This window comes from Sphingomonas sp. (assembly GCF_017304635.1).
In the GTDB taxonomy this organism is placed as follows: Bacteria; Pseudomonadota; Alphaproteobacteria; order Sphingomonadales; family Sphingomonadaceae; genus Sphingomonas.
Map to the genome: position 1 here is coordinate 223,076 of NZ_JAFKMA010000005.1, position 21,162 is coordinate 244,237.

A 21,162-nucleotide genomic window follows, 5' to 3' on the forward strand; every position below is an offset into this window, starting at 1 on the left:
TCAGATGTCCTTGGCGAGCCGGACGCCGGTGAATTGCCAGCGTTGGTGGGGGTAGAAGAAGTTGCGATAACAGGCGCGGACATGGCCGCGTGGCGTCGCGCACGATCCGCCGCGCAGGACGAACTGCCCGCTCATGAACTTGCCGTTATATTCGCCGACCGCGCCGTCGCAGGGTTTGAAGCCGGGATAGGGGCGATACGCGCTGCCGGTCCATTCCCACACGTCGCCGAAGAAAGCGGGACCGCCGGGCGACGGGCGCGGCTCGACCGGGCCGGCCGTGTCGAGCTGGTTGCCGCCGTCGGGATCATGGCTCGCGGCGGCGGCTTCCCATTCGAACTCGGTCGGCAGGCGCGCGCCGGCCCAACTGGCGAAGGCATCGGCCTCGAAGAAGCTGACATGCGTGACCGGAGCGGCGGGGTCGATCGGCCGGCGCCCGTCGAGCCCGAACCGAGTCCACGCGCCATCGCGCTGCTCCCAATAGAGCGGCGCGACGATACCCTCGCGCTGCACCCACGCCCAGCCGTCCGACAGCCAGTGGCGCGGGTCGGCATAGCCGCCATCGGCGATGAAGGCCGCCCACTCGCCGTTGGTCACGGTGCGGTCGGCGATGGCGTGCGGCGTGAGCAATGCGTCGTGGCGCGGCCCCTCGCAATCGAACGCGAAGTTGGGATCGTCATGCCCGATCCGCACGATCCCGCCATGATGCTCGATCCAGCCGATCGGCCCCGGCATCGCCACCGGAACTTTCGGCGCGCCCGGCCACACCGCCGGCTCGATCGGATTTTCGGACATCAGGTGGAGGATGTCGGTCAGCAGCAATTCCTGATGCTGTTCCTCGTGATGGCATCCCAGCCGCACCAGCTCGCGCGCCGCCTCGGGCAGAGCGGGCAGCGCCTCGGCCAGCGCCGCATCGACATGCGCGCGATAGGCGAGCACCTCGGCCAGGCTCGGCCGTGTCACCATCCCGCGGCGACCGCGCGCGTGGCGGCGGCCTTCGGCCTCGTAATAGCTGTTGAACAGGAACGGGAAGCGCTCGTCGTGCAACGCGTAGCCGGGCACGAAATCGCGCAGCACGAACGTCTCGAAGAACCAGGTCGTGTGCGCGAGGTGCCATTTGGCGGGCGATGCATCGTCCATCGACTGGACCGTGGCATCGGCATCCGACAGTGGCGCGGCGAGCGCTTCGGTCAGCGCGCGAACGCCGGCCAGGCGCTGACCAAGCGCTTCGGACGACGGCGACAGGCCCAGCCGGGTTCGCATTATGTTCTCCCCGTAAGGCCGATGTGACGCGACCGCAATGATCGAGATTACATGCCCGGAAAAAGAATCAGCGAGACGCGCCGGGCACCCAGAGAACGTCGCCGGCCGCCGTTTGGTTCACCTGGCGTGCGGCGACAAAGAGCCAATCGCTCAATCGGTTGACGTAGCGCAGCGCCTGCGCGTTGAGCGGGGCGTCGGCATGGGCGGCAACCGCGCTGCGCTCGGCCCGGCGGGCGATGGTGCGGGCGAGGTGGAGGTGCGCGGCGAGCGGATGGCCGCCCGGCAGGATGAAGCTGGTCAGCGGCGCGAGCGACGCGTTCATCGCATCGATCTCCGCCTCCAGCCGATCGACCTGCGCGGCGGTGATGCGCAGCGCGCCATCGATCCCGCCGGGCGTCGCCAGGTCGGCGCCGAGGTCGAACAGGTCGTTCTGGATCCGCTGCAACGCGGCGGCGATGTCATGGTCGGCGAGCGTCGCCGCGATGCCGATCGCGCTGTTGGCCTCGTCGACATCGCCGATCGCCGCCATCCGCGTATCGGCCTTCGACACGCGCGATCCGTCGACCAGGCCGGTCGTGCCGTCGTCGCCGGTTCGCGTGTAGATCTTGTTGAGTTTGACCATCTTAGATTTGCGGTGCCAGCCCGCTCCCCCGCCCGACCACCCAGACATCGTATTCTATGGGCGGTCGGGCGGGGGAGCGGGCCGGTACCGCCGTGCGCGCGAGCGCACCCAACATCAGCTATGATTACCGGCGAGGAACAGGATCAGCACGACGATCAGGATCGCCGCGGCCTGGAAGAAGATGCGGAACTGCATCGCCTTGTTCGACTTGAGCGACGCCTGGCTCGGGCCGTCGCCGTGGACCTCCTCGCTCGCATTCTTGAGGAAGTTGACGACGCCGTAGACGAGCGCGGCGACCGTCGCGAGCATCGCCGCGAGCAGCAGGATGGCGAGGAAGGTGTTCATGGCGCTTATCTAGTCGCTCGCATATCCGTTGGGAAGGTCGCCGGCGCGCAACGCATCGGCCAGTTCGCGGCCGTCCGGATAGGTCGCGCGCAGGTCGGCGAGCGTCGGCGCGCCGTGGCGCTTGGCGAGGCGCGCGCCGTCGGTCCCGACCAGCAACGGATGGTGGCGATAGGTCGGCGTCGACAGCCCGAGCATCGCTTGCAGCAGGCGGTGGACATGCGTCGCCTCGAACAAATCGCGTCCGCGCACGACGTGGCTGACGCCCTGCGCCGCGTCGTCGACCGTCACCGCCAGATGATAGCTCGCCGGCGCGTCCTTGCGCCACAGCACGACGTCGCCCGCGGCGAACGGCCAGGCGGTCTGCTCGCCCGCGATCTCGTCCTGCCAGCCGATCCCGAAATACGGCGCGAAGGCATTCTCCAGGTCGAGCCGCCACGCGAACGGCTCATCGCGGGCCAGTCGCTTCATCACGTCCTGCGGCTTGCGGTGGCGGCATTTGACGGGATGCGGTGGCGGCCGGTCGCCGGCGTGCGGGGCCGAGCCAGCGGCGGCGATGTCGGCCTCGATCTCGGCGCGGGTGCAGAAGCAGCGATAGGTGTGGCCGGTCGCGTGCAGCTTCTCGAGCGCCTCGGCATAGAGCGGCACGCGTGCGGACTGGAAGGTCGGCGGCTCGTCCCAGCCCAGCCTGAGCCACGCCAGGTCGTCGAGGATGCCTTGGACATGCTCCGGCCGCGACCGCGTGCCGTCGATATCCTCGATCCGCAACAGGAACCGGCCTCCTTCGGCGCGGGCGCGATCGTGTGCCTGGATCGCCGACCAGGCGTGGCCGAGGTGCAGCCGCCCGGTCGGACTCGGCGCGAACCGGCTGGTTATCAACACCGGCGGCCCGCCGACCCTTGACCGCGAGTCACGCGCTGTGCTGTCATCATGGCGTCATTCTGATCGGCTTTGAGCCGGTTGGAAAGCAAAGGGGGGCGTTTCGTATGTTCCATCCCGACCTGATGCGGCATCCGGACAGTTGCCCGGCGCTGGTGCTGAACGCGGATTACACCCCGCTCAGTTACTATCCCCTGTCCGTCTGGCCGTGGCAGACCGCCGTCAAGGCGGTCTTTTTGGATCGGGTCGACATCGTCTCGCATTACGAGCGCGAGGTGCGCAGCCCCAATTTCGCGCTCAAGCTGCCCTCGGTCATCGCGCTCAAGCAATATGTCCGGCCGAGCCAGTTCCCCGCCTTCACGCGGTTCAACCTGTTCCTGCGCGACAAGTTCGCGTGCCAGTATTGCGGCACGGGCAAGGACCTGACCTTCGATCACGTCATCCCGCGCGCCTATGGCGGGCGCACGACGTGGGAGAATGTCGCGACCGCCTGCGCCCCCTGCAACCTGCGCAAGGGCGGCCGCACCCCGCGCGAGGCGAAGATGCCGCTCCACGTCGAGCCGATCCGCCCGACGAGCTGGCAATTGCAGGAACACGGCCGCGCCTTCCCGCCCAACTACCTCCACGACACGTGGCACGACTGGCTCTATTGGGACATCGAGCTGGAGGCTTGAAAGCGGGTCGGAATTTCGCCCATGCGGGCCTGCAAAACGCGATGCCCTGTGCTCCGGTGCTCACGTGCCGAAAGCACGCTGCGCTCCGGTGCTCGACCATCACGTTTTTCGGCGCCGCCTGAGCGAAATTCCGACCCGCTTTATGGCGCTCAGCGACTGCAGATTTGCAAACGATTGACCCATCTCACGCCGCAGTGCAGCATCCCGACATGGCCGACCTTCCCGCGATCACCAACAATCCCGATGTCCGCTTTCTGGGGCGCCTGCTCGGCGACGTGATCCGGGCCTATGGCGGCGAGGAACTGTATCGGCGGACCGAATATATCCGCGCGGCGTCGGTCGATCGCCATCGCGGGGCGGGGGCGGAGGTCGATCTCGGGCTCGACCGGCTGAGCCTGGACGAGACGCTCGATTTCGTGCGCGGGTTCATGCTGTTCTCGATGCTCGCCAATCTGGCGGAGGATCGCCAGGGCGTCGCGGCCGAGCCGGGCGCCGACGTCGCCGCCGCGATCGCGCGACTGGCGGGCGAGGGGATCGATCGCGCGACGATCGTCGCCTTGCTCGACCAGGCGCTGATCGCCCCGGTGCTGACCGCGCATCCGACCGAGGTGCGGCGCAAGTCGATGATCGATCATCGCAACCGCATCGCGCAACTGATGGCAGCGCGCGATCGGGGCGTCGCGGTCACCAGCGACGGCGACGACGTGGAACAGGCGATCGCGCGGCAGATCGCCCTGCTGTGGCAGACGCGGGTGCTGCGGCGCGAGCGGCTGTACGTGACCGACGAGGTCGAGACCGCGCTGTCGTACCTGCGCGACGTGTTCCTCCCCGTGCTGCCCGGTCTGTACCAGCGCTGGGACCGCGCGCTGGGGGAACGCGTGCCGAGCTTCCTCAAGCCCGGCAGCTGGATCGGCGGCGATCGCGACGGCAACCCCAATGTCGTGGCGGAGTCGCTGACGACGGCGCTGGCGAAGTCGTGCGAGGCGGTGCTCGGCCATTATCTCGACGCGGTCCACGCGCTGGGCGCCGAGCTGTCGATCTCGACCGAGCATGTCGCGGTGTCGCCCGACTTGCAGGCGCTGGCCGACGCGAGCGGCGACGGCGCGCCGAGCCGGGCCGACGAACCGTATCGCCGCGCGCTGTCGGGGATCTATGCGCGGCTGGCGGCGACGCATCTGGCGCTGACCGGCAAGCCGGCGCCGCGGCCGGGGGCGCTGACCGGCAAGCCCTATGCCGACGCCGCCGCGCTGCGTCGCGACCTCGTCGTCATCGCGCACGCGCTGGCCGAGGAAGCGGGCGGGCCGCTCGCGTCGGGCGGTGCGCTCGGGCGGCTGATCCGTGCGGTCGATACGTTCGGCTTCCACCTCGCGACGCTCGACCTGCGCCAGAACAGCGCGGTGCACGAACGCACGGTGGCGGAGATGCTCAAGATCGCCGGGGTCGCCGACGATTATCTGGCCCTCGACGAAGCGGCACGCGTCGACCTGCTCCGCGCCGAGCTCGCCAACGCGCGGCCGCTGGTCAGTCCGTACGCCACCTATTCCGACGATACCGCGTCCGAGCTCGCGATCCTGCGCGCGGCGGCGGCGGCCCACGCCAGATACGGGCCGGCCTGTATCCGCCAGTATGTCGTGTCGATGGCGAAGTCGGTCAGCGACCTGCTCGAAGTCCATCTGATGCTCAAGGAAGTCGGGCTCTACCGCCCCGGCGATCCGCCGAGCGCGGCGATCATGGCGGTGCCGCTGTTCGAGACGGTCAGCGACCTCGAGGCCGCGCCGGGGATCATGACCGACTGGTTCGCGTTGCCCGAAATCGCCGCGATCGCGCAGGCGCGCGGCGTGCAGGAAGTGATGATCGGCTATTCCGATTCGAACAAGGACGGCGGCTATCTCACCTCGACGTGGCAGTTGAGCCGCGCGTCGGAGGCTTTGGTTCCGGTGTTCGCGGCAGCCGGGATCGGCTTGCAGCTGTTCCACGGCCGCGGGGGCTCGGTCGGGCGCGGCGGCGGCTCGGCCTTCGCCGCGATCCGCGCGCAGCCGCCGGGTACGGTGCAGGGCCGCATCCGCATCACCGAACAGGGCGAGGTGATCGCCGCCAAATACGGCACGCGCGAGAGTGCGACGACCAATCTGGAGGCGATCGCGGCGGCGACCCTGCTCGCCAGCCTGGAACCGCCGGCCTTGTCCGACGCCGACGCCGCGCGGTTCGGGGCGGCGATGGACGATGTGTCGGCGGCGGCGTTCGCGGCGTATCGCGGGCTGGTCTACGAGACCGAGGGGTTCCGCACCTTCTTCCGCCAGATGACCCCGATCGCGGAGATCGCCAACCTGAAGATCGGCAGCCGCCCGGCGTCTCGCAAGAAATCCGACGCGATCGAGGATTTGCGCGCGATCCCCTGGGTGTTCAGCTGGGCGCAGGCGCGGGTGATGTTGCCGGGCTGGTACGGCGTGGGCCAGGCGCTGGCGGGGTTCGCCGACAAGGCACTGTTGCGCGAGATGGCGGAAAGCTGGCCGCTGTTCGCCGCGACGCTCGCCAACATGGAACAGGTGATGGCGAAGGCGGACATGCGGATCGCGGAGCGCTATGCCGCGCTGGTCGAGGATCGCGAGCTCGCCGACGCGATCTTCCCGCGTATCCGCGACGGCTACGACCTGACGCGCGACGGGTTGCTGGAGGTGACCGGCCAGTCGCGGCTGCTGGAAAAGAACCCCGCGCTTGACGCCTCGATCCGGCTGCGCCTGCCCTATATCGAGCCGCTCAACCTCCTCCAGATCGAACTGATGAAGCGCCACCGCGCCGGCGAGGAGGACGACCGCGTCGCGGAGGGCATCCTGCTGTCGATCAACGCGATCGCGACCGCGCTGCGCAATTCGGGATAGGGTCTGTTTGAAAACGCGCGGAATAGCGCGTTTCGAAGCGGGCCGGCGCCGCAAGCATATCTCACCGCTTTAACCTCCCCCTAACCGCGATCGGGTACCGCGAGCGGCGTGATACGGGGGCGATCTTGGCGCGGGCGGGGCTGGGCGCTGACGGCGGCGTTGCTGCTGGCGGGCGGCTGTGCCGGGCATGACGATGGCGGCGCGACGGTGACGATGGACGTGCCCGCGCGCAAGGCGGCGGCGGCCAACATGCTGCAAAAGCTAGACCTGACCGTCCCCGCTGATTTCGACATGCCCGAACTGACCAGCGCGGGTGCGGCACTGGGCGCGGCGCCGGCGTTCGATGCGCTGGCGGCGACGCGCAGCCCGGACGACGCCGCGCGCGCGCTCCAATGCCTGACCCAGGCGGTCTATTACGAGGCCGGCAACCAGTCCCAGGACGGCCAGCGCGCCGTCGCGCAGGTCGTGCTCAACCGCGTCCGCGATCGCGCCTTTCCGGCGAGCGTGTGCGGCGTGGTCTATCAGGGATCGACGCGATCGACCGGGTGCCAGTTCACCTTCACCTGCGACGGGTCGCTCAATCGCCGGCCGAATGCCACGATGTGGGAGCGGGCACGCGTCGTGGCGAGCGCGGCGCTGGGCGGCGAGGTCTATGCGCCGGTCGGTTCGGCGACCTTCTATCATGCCGACTACGTGTCGCCGTGGTGGGCGTCGTCGATGGACCGCGTGACTCAGATCGGCGCGCACATCTTCTATCGCTGGCACGGTGGGATGGAGCGCGCGCTCGCGTTCCGGCAGGGCTATTCGGGCAACGAGAGTATCCCGAGCCCGCGCGTGACGCTGGCATCGGCGTCGGCGTCGGTGAACAGCGGCGTCACCGTGTCCTACGGTACGGCCGAGACTGTCGGCGGCGTCACCATCCATCGCAGCGCGCAGGCCGCGGTCGCAACCGTGCCGGCGGTGGCTAGCGCGGCGACGCCCGCCGTCGCGACGACCCAGGCGGTGATCCGCCGCCCCCGCACGATGATCGCCGGCGTCCGCGTCCACCACGGCTTGGCGAGCGGGCCGGTCGGTGAGGATCTGAGCGACAAGGCGGTCATCGACTGACCGTGCTCTGCTCGAGGTCGAGCAGGTAGCGTTTCCCCGTCAGCCCGCCGGCGAACCCGGTCAGCGATCCGTTCGTTCCGATTACCCGGTGGCACGGCGTTACGATCGAGATCGGGTTGCGCCCGTTCGCCGCGCCCACTGCCCGCGTCGCGGTCGGCCGGCCGAGCGCCCGCGCGATGTCGGCATAGCTGCGCGTCTCGCCGAACGGGATCGTCAGCAGCGCGGCCCACACGCTTTGCTGGAACGCGGTGCCCTGTGGCGCGAGCGGCAGGTCGAACCGCGTGCGCCGGCCCGCGAAATAGTCGGTCAGCTGGCGCGACGCCTCGACCAGCAACGGATGGTCGCGCGCTTCCCGCATCGCGCCCAGCCGCACGCGATCCGCGCGGTCATTCTCCCACAGGATCGCGACGATGGCGGCGTCGTTCGCGACGATCTTCAACGCGCCGACGGGCGAAGGCAGAATGGTGTAGGATAACGTCATGACAGGGTCCTCATGTTCCGGACCGATGCTTTAGGCTATCCACTATCGCCGCGCTTCCCGCCGCTTGCGGTCAATCCGGCCATCGGGAGGCTCAGCGGCCGATGCCCATCCGCCGCAGCTCGCGCTGTCCCTGGAACTGATGCTTCAGCGCGCCCGCGAGGTGCAGCACGACCAGCGCATAGACCAGCTTCGCGATCAGCTCGTGCGCCTCGCCGAACGTGTCGTGGACCCATTTCTTGCTGTCGGGCGGCAGGTTCATGACGAAGCCCAGCCGCGGAAACTCGATCGTGCCGAACAGATGCAGCGGCGTCGCGGCGGCATGTTCGTAGGCGGAATCCATCACGTAGCCGGTGATCGGCATCGCGAAGATCACGAAGTACAGCCCCCAATGGACGATATGCGCCAGCGTCCGCTCCCATGGCTGGTAGCTGGGCGGAAAGGCCGGCGGCCGATGCCCGATCCGCCACAACAGCCGCAAGATCGCGAGCCCGAGCACGGTCAGCCCGATCGACTTGTGCGTGTCGATCATCGGCCGGACATATTCGCCGATCGTCGGATGGCTGTCGCCGAGCGGCCAGATCCACGCGAGCGCGATATTGGCGATCACGCCGATCGCCACCAGCCAGTGCAGCCAGATCGCCGTCCGCGTGTACCGTTCGCCCTGCATCCCGTCGCTCCCGTCAGCCCGCGTTCAGGCTAGTGCGCCCACGGAACGAAGGCTAGTAGGCGCGCGTCCCATCCCGTCCGGATTTCCGATGCTTCAGCAGACCGCGGCCGATGCGCTCGCGCAGACCTTCGCGAAACAATCGCCGCGGCTCAATCGCCGCCGGGTCGGCTGGCCGAGCCGGGCCGTCACCGCGTTCGTCTATGCCGCGTTCGTCGCCCTGGTGGTGCAGGCGTTTCTGCGTCAGGGCGTGCTGGTGTGGTCGGTCGGGGTCGCGTACATCCTCTACGATACCGCGCTGCTGATCTTCACCGCGATCGAGATCTGGCCGCTCCGGCACGGAGCGGGGCGGCCGGCGGCGGCGGGGACTATGCCGACGCTCGCGGTGATCGTCGCGGCGCGGAACGAAGCGGCCGTGCTCGACGTGACGATCGACCGGCTGGTGGCGCAGGACGGCGCGCCCGACCTCATCCTGATCGCCGACGACGGGTCTGACGACGCGACCGCGGCGACGCTCGCGCGCTATGGTCTGGCCGAGCCGGCGATCGGGACGCTGAGCCCGCCGGCGAGCGACGTGCCGAGCTTGCGCTGGCTGCGGCTCCCGCACGGCGGCAAGGCGCGCGCGCTCAACGCCGCCATCCTGCATGTGCGCGAGGAGATCGTCGTCACGGTCGATGCCGACACGCTGATCGAGCCCGGCGCGCTGCTCGCGATGCGCGCCGCCTTCGCCGCCGAGCCGGAACTCGTCGCCGCCACCGGTGTGATCCGCCCGATGTGCGGGCCGAGCCTGTCGGGGCGGCTGTTCGAGTGGTTCCAGACCTACGAATATGTCCGCAACTTCCTGTCGCGCTACGCGTGGCAGCGGTTGAACGGGCTGCTGCTGGTGTCGGGCGCGTTCGCGGCGTTTCGGACGAAGGCGGTGATCGAGGTCGGCGGGTTCGACCCCGACTGCCTGGTCGAGGATTACGAGCTGATCCACCGCCTGCATCGCTTCGCCCATGACGGCGGGCGCGGCTGGCGCGTGCGGGTGGTGGGCGGTGCGCTGGCGGCGACCGACGCGCCGGTGACGTTGCCGGCGTTCCTGCGCCAGCGTCGCCGCTGGTTCGGCGGGTTCCTCCAGACGCAGCACTGGAACCGCGACATGGTCGCCAATCGCCGGTTCGGAAAGCTCGGCACCGCGATGCTGCCGGTGAAGGCCGCGGACACGGTGCAGCCGGTGTTCGGGCTGACCGCGTTCGCCATCCTGATCGCCGTGCTGGTCAGCGGGCGGTTTCAGATCGTGCTGCCGATCCTGATCGTGATGGCGGTGAAGATCGTGATCGACCTTACCTTCCACCTGACCTCGCTCCACCTCTATTCGCGCTGGACCGGGCAGACCAAGGGGTTGCGGCTGGGCCCGGCGCTGGCGGCGGCGCTGCTCGAGCCGTTCAGTTTCCAGCTGTTCCGCCACTGGGGCGCGATCCTGGGATGGAAGGCGTTCCTGACCGGCCGCGAGACCTGGGCGCGCCAGAGCCGCACCGCGATCGCCGAAGTAAAGCGCGACGCCTGACCGGCTTTGCCAAAAAAGTCCGGTCAAACAACCTAGTTAAGCGATCGGGGCACGTCCGACGGCGTATAGGTCCACACGCAACCTCGCGAAGGACTGGACACCCCCGATGGCGACTCATGACGACACCGAATTGCGCGATTATTACGCGCGCCGGGCGACGGAAGAACGCCAGCGTGCCGTCTTCTGTGCCGACGACAGCGCGGCGATCGCGCATCTGCAGATGGCGCGCGAATATGACCGCCGCGTCACCGCGATGAAGGCGACCCCGGTCCCGGCGATGTAAACGCTCCGCTCCACCCCCCTCCTTCCAGTGGAGCGCTCGGCGCGGGAGGCTCGTCCTTCCGCGTCTTTTTTGTGCTCAGGACAGGAAGGGCGCGGCGAGTTCCGGCCGGACGCGGAGCAACCGGCCGCTCGCCCGATCGATCAGGGCCCAGGTGGTGACGGCCTCCACCTTCACGCGGCCGTCGGCGCCGGTGAAGCGGACGTGGCGATCGAACCGCGCGCCGACCGGCGGCTCGGCGACCCAGGTCTCCGCGGTCACCGTCTCGCCGGCCGCGACGTTGCCGCGATAGTCGATCTCGTGCCGCGTCACGACCCAGACATAGGCCGCCTGCTGCTCCGGCGTCGCGATGTCGTTCCAGTGCGCGACGGCGATGTCCTGGATCCACTTCACCCACACCGCATTGTTGACGTGGCCGAGCTCGTCGATGTCGGCCGCTGTCGCGGTGATGGGGTAGGACAGGCCGGCCATCAGTCCCGACTTCCCGACGTCATCCCTCAACCCCCAATTGCCACAGCACGAAGGCATGCTCCTCGGCCGCTTCGTACAGGCTGTCGAACCGGCCGGACTTGCCGCCATGGCCCGCGCCCATGTTGGTCTTGAGCAGCAGGACGTTGTCGTCGGTCTTGGTCGCGCGCAGTTTCGCGGCCCATTTCGCCGGCTCCCAATAGGTTACGCGCGGATCGTTGAGCCCGCCCGAGATGAACAGCGGCGGATAGGCTTGCGCGGTCACGTTGTCGTAGGGGCTGTACGAACGGATCAGCGCGAACGCCGCTTCGTCCTCGATCGGGTTGCCCCATTCGGGCCATTCGCCGGGCGTCAGCGGTAGCGACTCGTCGAGCATCGTGTTGAGCACATCGACGAACGGCACGTCGGCGATCACCGCGCCCCACTGCGCGGGGTCGGAATTGATAACCGCGCCCATCAGTTCGCCGCCCGCCGAGCGGCCCGCGATCGCGATCTTGCCCGCGTCGGTCCAGCCATCCGCGACCAGCGCCTTCGCTACGTCGACGAAGTCGTTGAAGGTGTTGGCGCGCTTCTCGAGCTTGCCGTCATGATACCATTGCTGGCCGAGATCGTCGCCGCCGCGGATGTGCGCGATGGCATAGGCGAAGCCGCGGTCTAGCAGGCTCAGGCGCCCGGTCGAGAAGCCCGGCGGAATCGCATAGCCGTAGGCGCCATAGGCGTAGAGGAACAGCGGCCGGCTGCCGTCCTTCGGGAAGCCGGCAGGATACACGATCGAGACCGGCACCTGCGTCCCGTCGCGCGCGGTGATCTTCAATCGCTCGGTCGCGTATTTGCCGGCGTCGTAGCCGCTCGGAATCTCCTGGACCTTGAGCGTGGTCATCTTGGCCGTCGCGACGTCGTAGTCGTACACCGTCCCCGGCGTCACCATCGACTCGTAGCCCAGCCGCAGCACCTGCTGGTCGTATTCGGGATTGTCGCCGAGCCCGGCGGCGTAGCTCGCCTCCGGGAACACGATCCGCTGCGGCGCGATCGTCGGATCGTACCGGTAGATGTCGATCTGATCGAGCCCGTCCTCGCGTCCGTCCACGACGAAGAAGTCGCGATAGCATTCGACCCCGGTCATGTAGAAGTGCGCGGAAGGGGCGATCAGCTCGGTCCACTCGCCGGGGCTGGCAATCGGCGCGGTGCACAGCCGCCACATCGGGTCGGTGTCGTTGGTGTGGATGTAGAGCGTGTCGCCGTGCGTCTCGACAGCATATTCGCGGCCCGCCTTTCGCGGCGCGACGAGGAGGGGTTTCGCCAGCGGATCGCTCGCGGGAAGCAGATAGACCTCGCTCGTCACATGGTCGCCGGTGCCGATGACGATCCACTGCCGGTCGCTCGTCTCGCTGACCGCGACGCGGAAGCCCTCGTCGGCCTCCTTGAACAATTCGACATCGCTGTCGATCGGCGTGCCCAGCCGGTGCAGCCTTGCATTGTCCGTCCGCCATTGTTCGTTGGCGAGGCCGTAGAGGAAGCCGCTGTCGTCGGCGGTCCACACGATCTCCGACAGCATGCCGGGGATGGTGTCGGGCAGGTGTTCGCCGGTCGTCAGGTCCTTGACCCGGATCGTGAAGCGCTCCGCCCCGCTATCGTCGATCGCATAGGCCAGCAGCTTGCCGTCGTTGCTGACGGCGAACGCGCCGAGCCGGAAATATTCCTTGCCCTCGGCCAGCGCCGGCTCGTCGAGCAGCAGTTCGTCCGGGCCGGCGCCGTCGACCGGCTTGCGCCACCATTTGCGATACTGGCCGCCGGTCTCGAACGCGGTCCAGTACAGCCAGTCGCCGTCCTTCTGCGGGACCGAGGAATCGTCCTCCTTGATCCGCGCCTTCATCTCTTCGTACAGCCGGTCGGTCAGCGGCTTGTGCGGTTTCATCACCGCCTCGAAATAGGCGTTCTCTGCCTCGAGATAGGCGAGCACGTCCGGGTCGGTGACGGTCGGATAGTTCGGGTCCTTCAGCCAGTTCCACGGATCGGAAATGGTGACGCCGTGCGTGGTGAATTCGTGCGGGCGCGTGTCGGCGACGGGGGGCGTGGGATCGGTCATGACCGTCCTCCTAGCTTCCTCGTCATCCCCGCGAAAGCGGGGACCCATCTCCCGACCGTGGCGCGCGTTGAAACGATGGATGCTGGGTTCCCGCTTCCGCGGGAATGACGCTAGAGGAAAGGCCATGCCCGCCCCCCGCCACCCGCAACTTACCCTGCTCGCGACGATCCTCGCCTCCAGTCTGGCGTTCATCGACGGGTCGGTGGTCAATGTCGCCTTGCCCGCGATCGGGCGCGACCTCGGCGCGGGAGCGGCGGATCTGCAATGGACGATCAACGCGTACCTGCTGCCGCTGTCGGCGCTGCTGCTGCTCGGCGGGGCGGCGGGGGATCATGTCGGGCGACGGCGGATGCTGGTCGCGGGGATCGCGCTGTTCGCGGCCGCCTCGCTCGCCTGCGCGCTGGCGCCTGGGCTGGAATATCTGCTCTCCGCTCGCGTGGTGCAGGGGATCGGCGCGGCGATGCTGATGCCCAACAGCCTGTCGATCCTGGGCCACGCCTTTTCGGGCGAGAAAAAGGGCCGCGCGGTCGGGACCTGGGCGGCGGTCGGCGCGATCGCCAGCGCGTTCGGCCCGCCGCTCGGCGGCTGGCTGGTCGATGCGGTCGGCTGGCGCGCGATCTTCTACATCAACCTGCCGGTGGCGGCACTCGGCATCGCCATCGCGCTCGCGGCGGTCGAGGAAAGCGGGCGCGGCGAGCAGCCGCTCGACTGGCGCGGCGCGGCGCTGGCGACGGTGGCGCTGGGCGCGTTGACCTGGGCGCTGACCGCATGGTCGAGCGAGCGAGTGATGACCGGGCCGGCCTGGATCGGCCTCGCGGTCGGAATCGTCACCCTGGCGGCGTTCGTCCTGGCCGAGCATCGCCGTGGCGACGCGGCCATGATGCCGCTCGCCCTGTTCGGGACGAAGGCGTTCGTAGGGCTGACGGTCTACACCTTCCTGCTCTACGGCGCGCTCGGCGGGCTGATCGTGCTGCTGCCCTACGTCCTCATCACGACCGCGAGCTATTCGCCGTTCCAGGCGGGGATCGCGCTGTTGCCCTTCTCGGTCGGGTCGGGCTGGGGTCGCGAGTGATGGGCGGGCTGACCGAGCGGATCGGGCCGCGCTGGCCGCTGACGATCGGGCCGCTGGTGGTGGCGGGCGGGTTCGCGCTGATGCTGCTGGTCGGGAGCGGCGGAAGCTATTGGAGCTGCGTCCTGCCCGGCATGGCGGCGATCGCGCTCGGCATGGCGGCGGCGGTCGCGCCGCTGACGACCGCGGTGCTGTCGTCGGTCGACGACGACCACACCGGCACCGCGTCCGGTTTCAATAGCGCGATCGCGCGCACCGGCGGCCTGATCGCGACCGCCTCGACCGGCGCGGTGATCGCGGCGAGCGGGGCGGCGCTGATCGGCGCGTTCCATGTCGCCGCGCTCGTCGCGGCGGCGCTGGCGGTAGGAGCGGCGGCGGCGGCGTTCGCCAGCCTGGGTGAGAAGCGGCCGTAACCTCGCATCGACGCGGGACGAGACCGCCGCTCGACTTCTCCAAGGTCGTCGCGGTAAGGGGCGCGCCAAGGAGAGAATGATGTCCACTTATGCCGACCGCCTGAACGCGTTGCGCGACCAGCTCAAGCGCGACCGCCTCGACGGGTTCGTCGTGCCGCTGACCGACGAGCACATGTCCGAATATGTCGGCGCCTATGCGCAGCGGCTGGGCTGGCTGACCGGGTTCCAGGGGTCGGCCGGGACCGCCGTCGTGCTGCCGGCGGAGGCCGCGATCTTCACCGACGGCCGCTATACGCTCCAGGTTCGCGAACAGGTCGACGGCGGCGCCTGGCAATATGTCGACGTGCCGGCGACGAGCGTATCGGCATGGCTCGGCGAGCATGCAGGGCAGGGCGCGCGGATCGGCTACGACCCGTGGCTCCATACTTCGGCCTGGGTGGCGGAAGCGTCGAAGGCGCTGGCGGCGAAGGGGGCCGACCTGGTCGCGGTCGATACCAACCCGGTCGATGCGATCTGGCCCGACCGTCCGGCGCCGTCGCTCGCCCGGCTGGAGGTACAGTCCGACAAGCATGCCGGCAAGTCCTCGGCCGCGAAACGCGCCGAGATCGCCGACTGGCTGGCGGGCGAAAAGGCCGATGCGGTGGTGCTGTCGGCGCTCGATTCGATCGCCTGGGCGCTCAACGTGCGTGGGGCCGACGTCGATCACACGCCGGTCGCGCTGGCCTATGCCATCGCGCAGAGCGACGGGACGCTCGACCTCTATGTCGCGCCGGAAAAGATGAGCGAGAACGTCGCCGCGCATCTCGGCAATGCGGTGCGAGTCCACGACCGCCGCGACTTCGCGCCGTCGCTGTCCCGCTATGCCGGCAAGCGGGTCGCCGCCGATCCGGAGCGCGCGGTGGCGGCGATCTTCGACGGATTGAAGGCGGGCGGCGCGACCGTGCTCGCGGTGCGCGATCCGGTCGTGTTGGCCAAGGCGATTAAGAACGCGGCGGAGACTGCCGGGCATCGCGCCGCCAGCGTGCGCGACGGCGCCGCGGTGACGCGCTTCCTCAAATGGTGCGAGGAAACCTTTCCCGGCGGCGGCGAGACCGAGTTGAGCGCGGCGGCCAAGTTGCAGGCGTTGCGCGAGGCGACCGGCGCGCTGAAGGATTTGAGCTTCGAGACGATCTCGGCGACCGGCGCGCACGGCGCCAGCCCGCATTACAAGGTGACCGAGCAGTCCAACGCGCCGATCGAACCCGGTCAGCTCTATCTGATCGATTCGGGCGGCCAATATGCCGATGGGACCACCGACCTGACCCGCGTGGTGCCGGTCGGCGAGCCGAGCGCGGAGATGGTCGATCGCTTCACCCGCGTGCTGCAAGGCCATATCGCGCTCGCCGCGGCGGTGTTCCCGGACGGGACCAATGGCGGCCAGCTCGACAGCTTCGCGCGGCGGCCGCTGTGGGAAGTGGGGCTCGATTTCGCGCATGGCACCGGCCACGGCGTCGGCAGCTACCTGTCGGTGCACGAGGGGCCGCAGCGGATCGCGAAGCCCAATTATCCGGGCGGCGGCCCGTCGGAGCCGATCCGCGTCGGCATGATAATCTCGAACGAGCCCGGTTATTACAAAGCGGGCGAATACGGCATCCGCATCGAGAACCTGATCCTGGTCGAGCCGCGCGACATTCCCGGCGCCGAATCGCCGATGATGGGGTTCGAGACGCTGACTTACGCCCCGATCGAGCGGCGGTTGATCGATCCGAGCCTGCTGACGCCGGCGGAACGCGCATGGCTCGACACCTATCATGCCACGGTGCTCGACGCGCTCGGGCCGGAACTGGACCCGGCGGAACGCGCCTGGCTGCTGGAGAAATGCGCCCCGATCGCATAATTCCCTCTCCCGTTGGGAGAGGGAGCTACGGCCTCGCCACCGCCGTCACGGCATCCGCCGCGCGTAACGCCGCCATCAGCTTGTTGAGGTGCCCGGCGTCGCGCACTTCCAGGTCGACGTCGTTGGTGTGGAACCCGGTGTCGCTGGTGTCGAAGCGGATGTTGAGGATGTTGGCGCGGTGCTGGCCGATGATCGTCGACACCGTGCCGAGCGCGCCGGGCTCGTTCTTCAGCGTGACCTCGATCCGCGCGGTCGCGCCTTCCGCCTTGTCGCCCCAGGCCAGGTCGACCCAGTCGGCATCGTCCGACGCGCCGAGCACCGGGCAGTCGATGCGGTGCACCGCGATCCCCTGGTCGGGGCGGCGCAGGCCGACGATGCGGTCGCCCGGCACCGGATGGCAGCATTCGCCGAGCGTGTAGGCGACGCCCGGGGTCAGCCCGGTGATCGAGATCGCCGCCGCCTGTTGCGGCAGGGCGCGGCCGGCGTCGGTGGTGGCCGACCCGGGCATCAGCGCCTCCATCACCTCGGCATCGGTCACGCGCCGCCGCGCCACCGCTTCGAGCAGGGCGTCTTCATTGTCGAGCTTGAGCTTGCGCAGCGCCGTCTTGACCGCATCGACCGACAGCGGGGCGGGCAGGCGCTGGACGATCTCGTCGTAGAGCTTGCGGCCCAGCGCCAGCGTTTCCTTGCGCTCGCTGATGCGCAGCTTGCGGCGGATCGCGGCGCGCGCCTTGCCGGTCGCGGCGAAATTCAGCCAGTGCGGCTGCGGCGCCTGCGCCTTCGACCGCAGGATCTGCACCTGGTCGCCATTCTCGATCACGGTGCGCAAGGGGACGTGCCGCCCGTTGATCTTCGCACCGACCGCCTGGTCGCCCAGGTCGGTGTGCACCGCATAGGCGAAGTCGATCGGCGTCGCGCCCTTGGGCAATTGGTGCAGTTCGCCCTTCGGCGTGAAGGCGAAGATGCGATCCTGGTACATCGCCATCCGGGTATGTTCGAGCAGCTCCTCGGGACTGTCCGCCGTCTCCAGGATTTCGACCAGATCGGAAATCCAGCTGTGCTGGGTGTCGGCGCGGACCTTCCCGGTCTTGTACGCCCAGTGCGCGGCGAGGCCGTGCTCGGCCTCCGCGTGCATCTCGTCGGTGCGGATCTGGATTTCGACGCGGGTGTCGCCGGCGTGCATCACGCTGGTGTGGAGCGAGCGATAACCGTTGCGCTTGGGCGTCGAGATGAAGTCCTTGAACCGCCCCGGCACCATCGGCCAGCGGCGGTGGATGATGCCGAGCGCGCGGTAGCAATCCTCCTCCGTCGCGACGATCACGCGGAACGCCATGATGTCGGACAGCTGTTCGAAGCTGATGTGCCGCTCCTGCATCTTCTTCCAGATGCTGTACGGATGCTTCTCGCGCCCCGAAATGTCGGCATCGACGCCGTGGCGCGACAACAGCAGCTTCAGGCCGGAGCCGATCTTGGCGATGCGGTCGCCGCCGCCGTCGTTCAGGAGCTGGAGCCGCTTGGCGATCGACTCGAACGCCTCGGGCTCGAGCTGGGCGAAGGCGAGGCTCTGCATCTCCTTCATGAATTCGTACATGCCGATCCGCTCGGCAAGCGGGGCGTAGATGTCCATCGTCTCGCGGGCGATGCGGCGGCGCTTCTCCGGCTTCGGGATGTGGTGGAGCGTGCGCATGTTGTGCAGCCGGTCGGCCAGCTTGACCAGCAGCACGCGGATGTCGTCGGACATCGCCAGCAGGAACTTGCGCAAATTCTCGGCGGCGCGCTCGCTCTCGGTCTGCGCCTCGATCTTCGACAGCTTGGTGACGCCGTCGACCAGCCGCGCGACGTTCGACCCGAAGGTCTTCTCGATCTGCTCCGGCGTGGCGACGGTGTCCTCGACCGTGTCGTGCAGGATCGCGGTCGCGATCGTCTCGTCGTCGAGGTGGAGGTCGGTCAGGATGCCGGCCACCTCGATCGGGTGGCTGAAATAGGGATCGCCCGAGGCGCGCTTCTGGCTGCCATGCGCCTGTAGCGAAAACACGTACGCGCGGTTGAGCAGTGCCTCGTCGGCATTGGGGTCGTAGCTCAGGACCCGGTCGACCAGCTCGTATTGGCGCAGCATCTTGGGTGCCAAGATGGCGGGAATGCGCTGCTTTGCAACAAATTCTTGGCCGGTCGCGCTCGCCGGACGAAAAGAGACCGGCCGCGACGGTTCGCCGCGGCCGGCCCGAGGGGAGCTTACTGCGCCTTGGCGTTGCACTTCGTCAGCGAGGCGTCGTCGAACGCCTGGCCGCCGACGGTGAACGCGTTCAGCTTGCCGACGCGCTGCGCGACGAGCTGGCACAGCACCATGTCGCGCTCCGGCGCCTTGGCGGCGGTGAAGGCGCCGTCGCGGAATTTCCACACGGTGTCATGGGTAATCATGCTGGTCTTGGTCGGGACGGCCGTCGGGGTGGCGACATAATAGCCGCTGGTGGCCGGGGCGGCGGCGGCGATCCCGGCGCCGAACAGCGGCGCGGCGGCGAGCGCGGCGAGAATCCTGGTATAGCGGGACATGTTTTCCTCCTTCTACGGTGCAACGCACAATAGGTTGCGAATCGCCACCTACGCCGATAGGTTGCGACTTGCAACCAGAATTTTCCCCAACCGCTTCAAGGCATTTTCATGACAGTCGAAATCGGATACGTTGCGTCGAAACGAGAGGAATTCTGATGGGCGGACACCTCAGGGAACCGCTGCGCGACCTGGTCGAATGCAGTCTGCCTGCCGCGCTCGAGGTGATGGGGGAGCGCTGGTCGTTCATGATCCTGCGTGCCGCGTTCAACGGCCTCCATCATTTCGAGGAGTTCCAGTCCGAGCTCGGGATCGCGCGCAACATACTGGCCAACCGGCTGGGGCGGCTGGTCGAGCACGGCATCCTGACGCGCGACGCGCTGCCCGAGGATCGCCGCAAGATCCAGTATATGCTGACGGAGAAGGGCCTCGCCCTGCTGCCGACGATGGTCGCGTTGCGGCAATGGGGCGAGCGCTGGGAGACGGGCGTGCCGGCGAGCCCGGTGCTGGTCGATGCGCGCGACATGCGCCGCATCCAGCCGGTCCAGGTCCTGTCGCACGACGGCCGCCCGCTGTCGTGCAAGGGCGACCTCCACTGGGCGCTGCCCGAGGACGTGGTCGGCGAGAACGAACCGTTGCAACAGGCGGCGGAGTGATCGTCGCTCCGCTCGCAGCGACGGATTAATTAGCCGACCAGCGTCTCCAGAAACGCGCGGACGTCGCCCGCCAGCGGAACGGGCTGGCCGGTCGGCAGGTGGACATTCACCACCACCATCTCGATCCGTGTATGCAGCACGCCGGTCGTCGCATGGCGCAGCTCGAATGTCTGAGTCAGGCTGCTCGTCCCGATCCGCGCGATCCGTACCGCCGCCTCGACCGTGTCGCCGAGCACGAAGGGTTTCAGGTAATCGATCGCGGTATGGCGGACATGGAACTCGGTTTCCGACCACGCCGTGCCCAGCGCGGCGGCGATGCCGGTCCATTCCCAGAACTCGGTGACTGCGACGTCGGCATATTCGAGGTAGCGCGAGTTGAACACCACCTTCTGCCCGTCGATCTCGGCATAGCGGACGCGGAAACGAGTCGAGAAGGGCGCGGCGCTCATCCGGCCACCAGCTTCCAGCCGACGATCATCAGCACCACCGCCAGGATCGGCGACAGGATGCGGTCGGAAATGCGGCTGGCGACGATGCTGCCGACGATGATGCCCGGCACCGATCCGACCAGCAGCGAGACCAGCAGACTGCCGTCGACCGATCCCAGCCACCAATGCCCGATCCCGGCGAGCAGGGTCAACGGCACGGCATGCGCGATGTCCGATCCGACCAGCCGGCTGATCGGCAACCGCGGATAGAGCACTAGCAGCGCCGTCATGCCGAGCGCGCCGGCCCCGACCGAGGTCAGCGATACCAGCACGCCGAGCAGCGCACCGAGCGCGATCGTCCACCCTGCCGCGCGCCGCTCCGTCCCTTCGCCGAGTCGCGGCGTCAGCCAGCCGACAATGCGCGCGCGGAAGAAGGTCGCCAGCCCCGACAGCATCAACGCGATGCCGAGCACGACCGAGATCGTCATGCTGGTGTCGCGCGCCGTCATCCCGGCATGGCCGAGCACCAGCAACGTCAGGATCGCCGCCGGCACGCTGCCCATCGCCAGCCGCGCGACCACGCGCCACTCGACCGTCCCGCGCCAGCCATGGACGGTAGTGCCGACGGTTTTGGTCGCGGAGGCGTAGAGCAGGTCCGTCCCGACCGCCGTCGCGGGATGGAACCCGAACACCAGCACCAGCAAAGGCGTCATCAACGACCCGCCGCCGACCCCCGTCAGCCCGACGACCAGCCCGACCAGCACCCCGGCGAGCGAATAGAGCGGGTTGATGGTCATGCGATAGTCGTGAAGTTGGCCGTGCTCCTGCGCACGCAGGAGCCCAGGGTTACGAGCGATCCGCTTCGTCCCCTGGATTCCTGCT

At 68.5% G+C, this 21,162-nt stretch carries 21 protein-coding genes; 9 read left to right on the forward strand and 12 right to left on the reverse strand.

Annotated elements, in window-relative coordinates; translation table 11 throughout:
• The 4 genes from egtB to gluQRS all read right to left on the reverse strand — a co-directional run bounded on the left by egtB (nucleotide 1) and on the right by gluQRS (nucleotide 3,106).
• A complete protein-coding gene (gene egtB, locus J0I47_RS14680) occupies nucleotides 1-1,260 on the reverse strand; it encodes an ergothioneine biosynthesis protein EgtB (protein ID WP_294047709.1) in 1,260 nt (419 codons plus the stop codon).
• Between the two features lie 67 nt (nucleotides 1,261-1,327).
• Nucleotides 1,328-1,882, reverse strand: coding sequence for a cob(I)yrinic acid a,c-diamide adenosyltransferase (locus J0I47_RS14685; RefSeq protein WP_294047710.1), 555 nt, complete (start codon nucleotides 1,880-1,882; stop codon nucleotides 1,328-1,330).
• A 114-nt stretch (nucleotides 1,883-1,996) separates the two neighbouring features.
• Complete coding sequence (locus tag J0I47_RS14690) at nucleotides 1,997-2,227, reverse strand: twin transmembrane helix small protein (protein WP_294047711.1); 231 nt, start codon at nucleotides 2,225-2,227, stop codon at nucleotides 1,997-1,999.
• A 9-nt stretch (nucleotides 2,228-2,236) separates the two neighbouring features.
• Entirely contained in the window at nucleotides 2,237-3,106 is an 870-nt protein-coding gene (gene gluQRS / locus J0I47_RS14695; RefSeq protein WP_294047712.1) for a tRNA glutamyl-Q(34) synthetase GluQRS, read from the reverse strand.
• Nucleotides 3,107-3,210: 104 nt separating this feature from the next.
• Between gluQRS and J0I47_RS14700 the strand changes: the two genes are divergently transcribed.
• From J0I47_RS14700 to J0I47_RS14710, 3 genes are all read left to right on the forward strand, one after another.
• Nucleotides 3,211-3,777, forward strand: coding sequence for an HNH endonuclease (locus J0I47_RS14700; RefSeq protein WP_294047713.1), 567 nt, complete (start codon nucleotides 3,211-3,213; stop codon nucleotides 3,775-3,777).
• Between the two features lie 209 nt (nucleotides 3,778-3,986).
• Complete coding sequence (ppc, locus tag J0I47_RS14705) at nucleotides 3,987-6,656, forward strand: phosphoenolpyruvate carboxylase (protein ID WP_294047764.1); 2,670 nt, start codon at nucleotides 3,987-3,989, stop codon at nucleotides 6,654-6,656.
• Between the two features lie 108 nt (nucleotides 6,657-6,764).
• On the forward strand, nucleotides 6,765-7,763 hold the full coding sequence (locus J0I47_RS14710) for a cell wall hydrolase (protein ID WP_294047714.1): 999 nt from the start codon (nucleotides 6,765-6,767) through the stop codon (nucleotides 7,761-7,763).
• Here the strand turns inward: J0I47_RS14710 and J0I47_RS14715 are convergent.
• Together J0I47_RS14715 and J0I47_RS14720 are read right to left on the reverse strand one after the other, a co-directional pair.
• Nucleotides 7,753-8,244 (reverse strand): methylated-DNA--[protein]-cysteine S-methyltransferase, encoded by a 492-nt coding sequence (locus tag J0I47_RS14715; RefSeq protein ID WP_294047715.1) that lies wholly within the window; start codon nucleotides 8,242-8,244, stop codon nucleotides 7,753-7,755. The two genes, J0I47_RS14710 and J0I47_RS14715, sit on opposite strands and share 11 nt — an antisense overlap.
• Before the next feature lie 91 nt (nucleotides 8,245-8,335).
• Nucleotides 8,336-8,911, reverse strand: a complete 576-nt coding sequence (locus J0I47_RS14720; RefSeq protein WP_294047716.1) for a cytochrome b — start codon at nucleotides 8,909-8,911, stop codon at nucleotides 8,336-8,338.
• A gap of 88 nt (nucleotides 8,912-8,999) precedes the next feature.
• Here J0I47_RS14720 and J0I47_RS14725 point away from each other — a divergent pair, with 88 nt between their 5' ends.
• Nucleotides 9,000-10,457 (forward strand): glycosyltransferase, encoded by a 1,458-nt coding sequence (locus tag J0I47_RS14725; RefSeq protein ID WP_294047717.1) that lies wholly within the window; start codon nucleotides 9,000-9,002, stop codon nucleotides 10,455-10,457.
• A 106-nt stretch (nucleotides 10,458-10,563) separates the two neighbouring features.
• Entirely contained in the window at nucleotides 10,564-10,740 is a 177-nt protein-coding gene (locus J0I47_RS14730; protein WP_294047718.1) for a hypothetical protein, read from the forward strand.
• A gap of 75 nt (nucleotides 10,741-10,815) precedes the next feature.
• Here the strand turns inward: J0I47_RS14730 and J0I47_RS14735 are convergent, their stop codons facing one another.
• Together J0I47_RS14735 and J0I47_RS14740 are read right to left on the reverse strand one after the other, a co-directional pair.
• On the reverse strand, nucleotides 10,816-11,208 hold the full coding sequence (locus J0I47_RS14735) for an acyl-CoA thioesterase (RefSeq protein ID WP_294047719.1): 393 nt from the start codon (nucleotides 11,206-11,208) through the stop codon (nucleotides 10,816-10,818).
• A gap of 19 nt (nucleotides 11,209-11,227) precedes the next feature.
• A complete protein-coding gene (locus tag J0I47_RS14740) occupies nucleotides 11,228-13,291 on the reverse strand; it encodes a S9 family peptidase (RefSeq protein WP_294047720.1) in 2,064 nt (687 codons plus the stop codon).
• Between the two features lie 124 nt (nucleotides 13,292-13,415).
• On the opposite strand from J0I47_RS14740, the gene J0I47_RS14745 reads away from it, so the two are divergent.
• The 3 genes from J0I47_RS14745 to J0I47_RS14755 all read left to right on the forward strand — a co-directional run bounded on the left by J0I47_RS14745 (nucleotide 13,416) and on the right by J0I47_RS14755 (nucleotide 16,649).
• Nucleotides 13,416-14,363, forward strand: a complete 948-nt coding sequence (locus J0I47_RS14745; protein ID WP_294047721.1) for an MFS transporter — start codon at nucleotides 13,416-13,418, stop codon at nucleotides 14,361-14,363.
• The gene (locus J0I47_RS14750) at nucleotides 14,363-14,773 is read left to right on the forward strand and encodes a hypothetical protein (protein WP_294047722.1); all 411 of its coding nucleotides are present in this window, start codon (nucleotides 14,363-14,365) and stop codon (nucleotides 14,771-14,773) included. Before J0I47_RS14745 ends, J0I47_RS14750 begins: the two co-directional genes overlap by 1 nt.
• A 79-nt stretch (nucleotides 14,774-14,852) precedes the next feature.
• Nucleotides 14,853-16,649: an aminopeptidase P family protein gene (locus J0I47_RS14755; protein ID WP_294047723.1), complete on the forward strand. Its 1,797-nt coding sequence runs from the start codon at nucleotides 14,853-14,855 to the stop codon at nucleotides 16,647-16,649.
• A 25-nt stretch (nucleotides 16,650-16,674) separates the two neighbouring features.
• Here the strand turns inward: J0I47_RS14755 and J0I47_RS14760 are convergent, their stop codons facing one another.
• Complete coding sequence (locus J0I47_RS14760; protein WP_294047765.1) at nucleotides 16,675-18,765, reverse strand: bifunctional (p)ppGpp synthetase/guanosine-3',5'-bis(diphosphate) 3'-pyrophosphohydrolase; 2,091 nt, start codon at nucleotides 18,763-18,765, stop codon at nucleotides 16,675-16,677.
• Between the two features lie 116 nt (nucleotides 18,766-18,881).
• Entirely contained in the window at nucleotides 18,882-19,199 is a 318-nt protein-coding gene (locus tag J0I47_RS14765; RefSeq protein ID WP_294047724.1) for a hypothetical protein, read from the reverse strand.
• A 155-nt stretch (nucleotides 19,200-19,354) separates the two neighbouring features.
• Here J0I47_RS14765 and J0I47_RS14770 point away from each other — a divergent pair, with 155 nt between their 5' ends.
• Nucleotides 19,355-19,852, forward strand: coding sequence for a helix-turn-helix domain-containing protein (locus J0I47_RS14770; protein WP_294047725.1), 498 nt, complete (start codon nucleotides 19,355-19,357; stop codon nucleotides 19,850-19,852).
• Nucleotides 19,853-19,881: 29 nt separating this feature from the next.
• Here J0I47_RS14770 and J0I47_RS14775 read toward each other — a convergent pair whose 3' ends face one another.
• Entirely contained in the window at nucleotides 19,882-20,301 is a 420-nt protein-coding gene (locus J0I47_RS14775; protein WP_294047726.1) for a thioesterase family protein, read from the reverse strand.
• A complete protein-coding gene (locus tag J0I47_RS14780) occupies nucleotides 20,298-21,077 on the reverse strand; it encodes a sulfite exporter TauE/SafE family protein (protein ID WP_294047727.1) in 780 nt (259 codons plus the stop codon). Before J0I47_RS14780 ends, J0I47_RS14775 begins: the two co-directional genes overlap by 4 nt.
• Nucleotides 21,078-21,162 lie beyond the last annotated feature (85 nt).

Bases quoted from the DNA above. Each gene is read 5' to 3' on its own strand.
- J0I47_RS14760 (WP_294047765.1), bottom strand. From the start codon at position 18,765: ATGCTGCGCCAATACGAGCTGGTCGACCGGGTCCTGAGCTACGACCCC.
- J0I47_RS14740 (WP_294047720.1), bottom strand. From the start codon at position 13,291: ATGACCGATCCCACGCCCCCCGTCGCCGACACGCGCCCGCACGAATTC.
- J0I47_RS14735 (WP_294047719.1), bottom strand. From the start codon at position 11,208: ATGGCCGGCCTGTCCTACCCCATCACCGCGACAGCGGCCGACATCGAC.
- J0I47_RS14745 (WP_294047721.1), top strand. From the start codon at position 13,416: ATGCCCGCCCCCCGCCACCCGCAACTTACCCTGCTCGCGACGATCCTC.
- J0I47_RS14685 (WP_294047710.1), bottom strand. From the start codon at position 1,882: ATGGTCAAACTCAACAAGATCTACACGCGAACCGGCGACGACGGCACG.
- J0I47_RS14750 (WP_294047722.1), top strand. From the start codon at position 14,363: ATGGGCGGGCTGACCGAGCGGATCGGGCCGCGCTGGCCGCTGACGATC.
- J0I47_RS14725 (WP_294047717.1), top strand. From the start codon at position 9,000: ATGCTTCAGCAGACCGCGGCCGATGCGCTCGCGCAGACCTTCGCGAAA.
- J0I47_RS14715 (WP_294047715.1), bottom strand. From the start codon at position 8,244: ATGACGTTATCCTACACCATTCTGCCTTCGCCCGTCGGCGCGTTGAAG.
- ppc (WP_294047764.1), top strand. From the start codon at position 3,987: ATGGCCGACCTTCCCGCGATCACCAACAATCCCGATGTCCGCTTTCTG.
- J0I47_RS14730 (WP_294047718.1), top strand. From the start codon at position 10,564: ATGGCGACTCATGACGACACCGAATTGCGCGATTATTACGCGCGCCGG.
- J0I47_RS14690 (WP_294047711.1), bottom strand. From the start codon at position 2,227: ATGAACACCTTCCTCGCCATCCTGCTGCTCGCGGCGATGCTCGCGACG.
- J0I47_RS14775 (WP_294047726.1), bottom strand. From the start codon at position 20,301: ATGAGCGCCGCGCCCTTCTCGACTCGTTTCCGCGTCCGCTATGCCGAG.
- J0I47_RS14780 (WP_294047727.1), bottom strand. From the start codon at position 21,077: ATGACCATCAACCCGCTCTATTCGCTCGCCGGGGTGCTGGTCGGGCTG.
- J0I47_RS14770 (WP_294047725.1), top strand. From the start codon at position 19,355: ATGGGCGGACACCTCAGGGAACCGCTGCGCGACCTGGTCGAATGCAGT.
- J0I47_RS14700 (WP_294047713.1), top strand. From the start codon at position 3,211: ATGTTCCATCCCGACCTGATGCGGCATCCGGACAGTTGCCCGGCGCTG.
- J0I47_RS14755 (WP_294047723.1), top strand. From the start codon at position 14,853: ATGTCCACTTATGCCGACCGCCTGAACGCGTTGCGCGACCAGCTCAAG.
- J0I47_RS14765 (WP_294047724.1), bottom strand. From the start codon at position 19,199: ATGTCCCGCTATACCAGGATTCTCGCCGCGCTCGCCGCCGCGCCGCTG.
- egtB (WP_294047709.1), bottom strand. From the start codon at position 1,260: ATGCGAACCCGGCTGGGCCTGTCGCCGTCGTCCGAAGCGCTTGGTCAG.
- J0I47_RS14720 (WP_294047716.1), bottom strand. From the start codon at position 8,911: ATGCAGGGCGAACGGTACACGCGGACGGCGATCTGGCTGCACTGGCTG.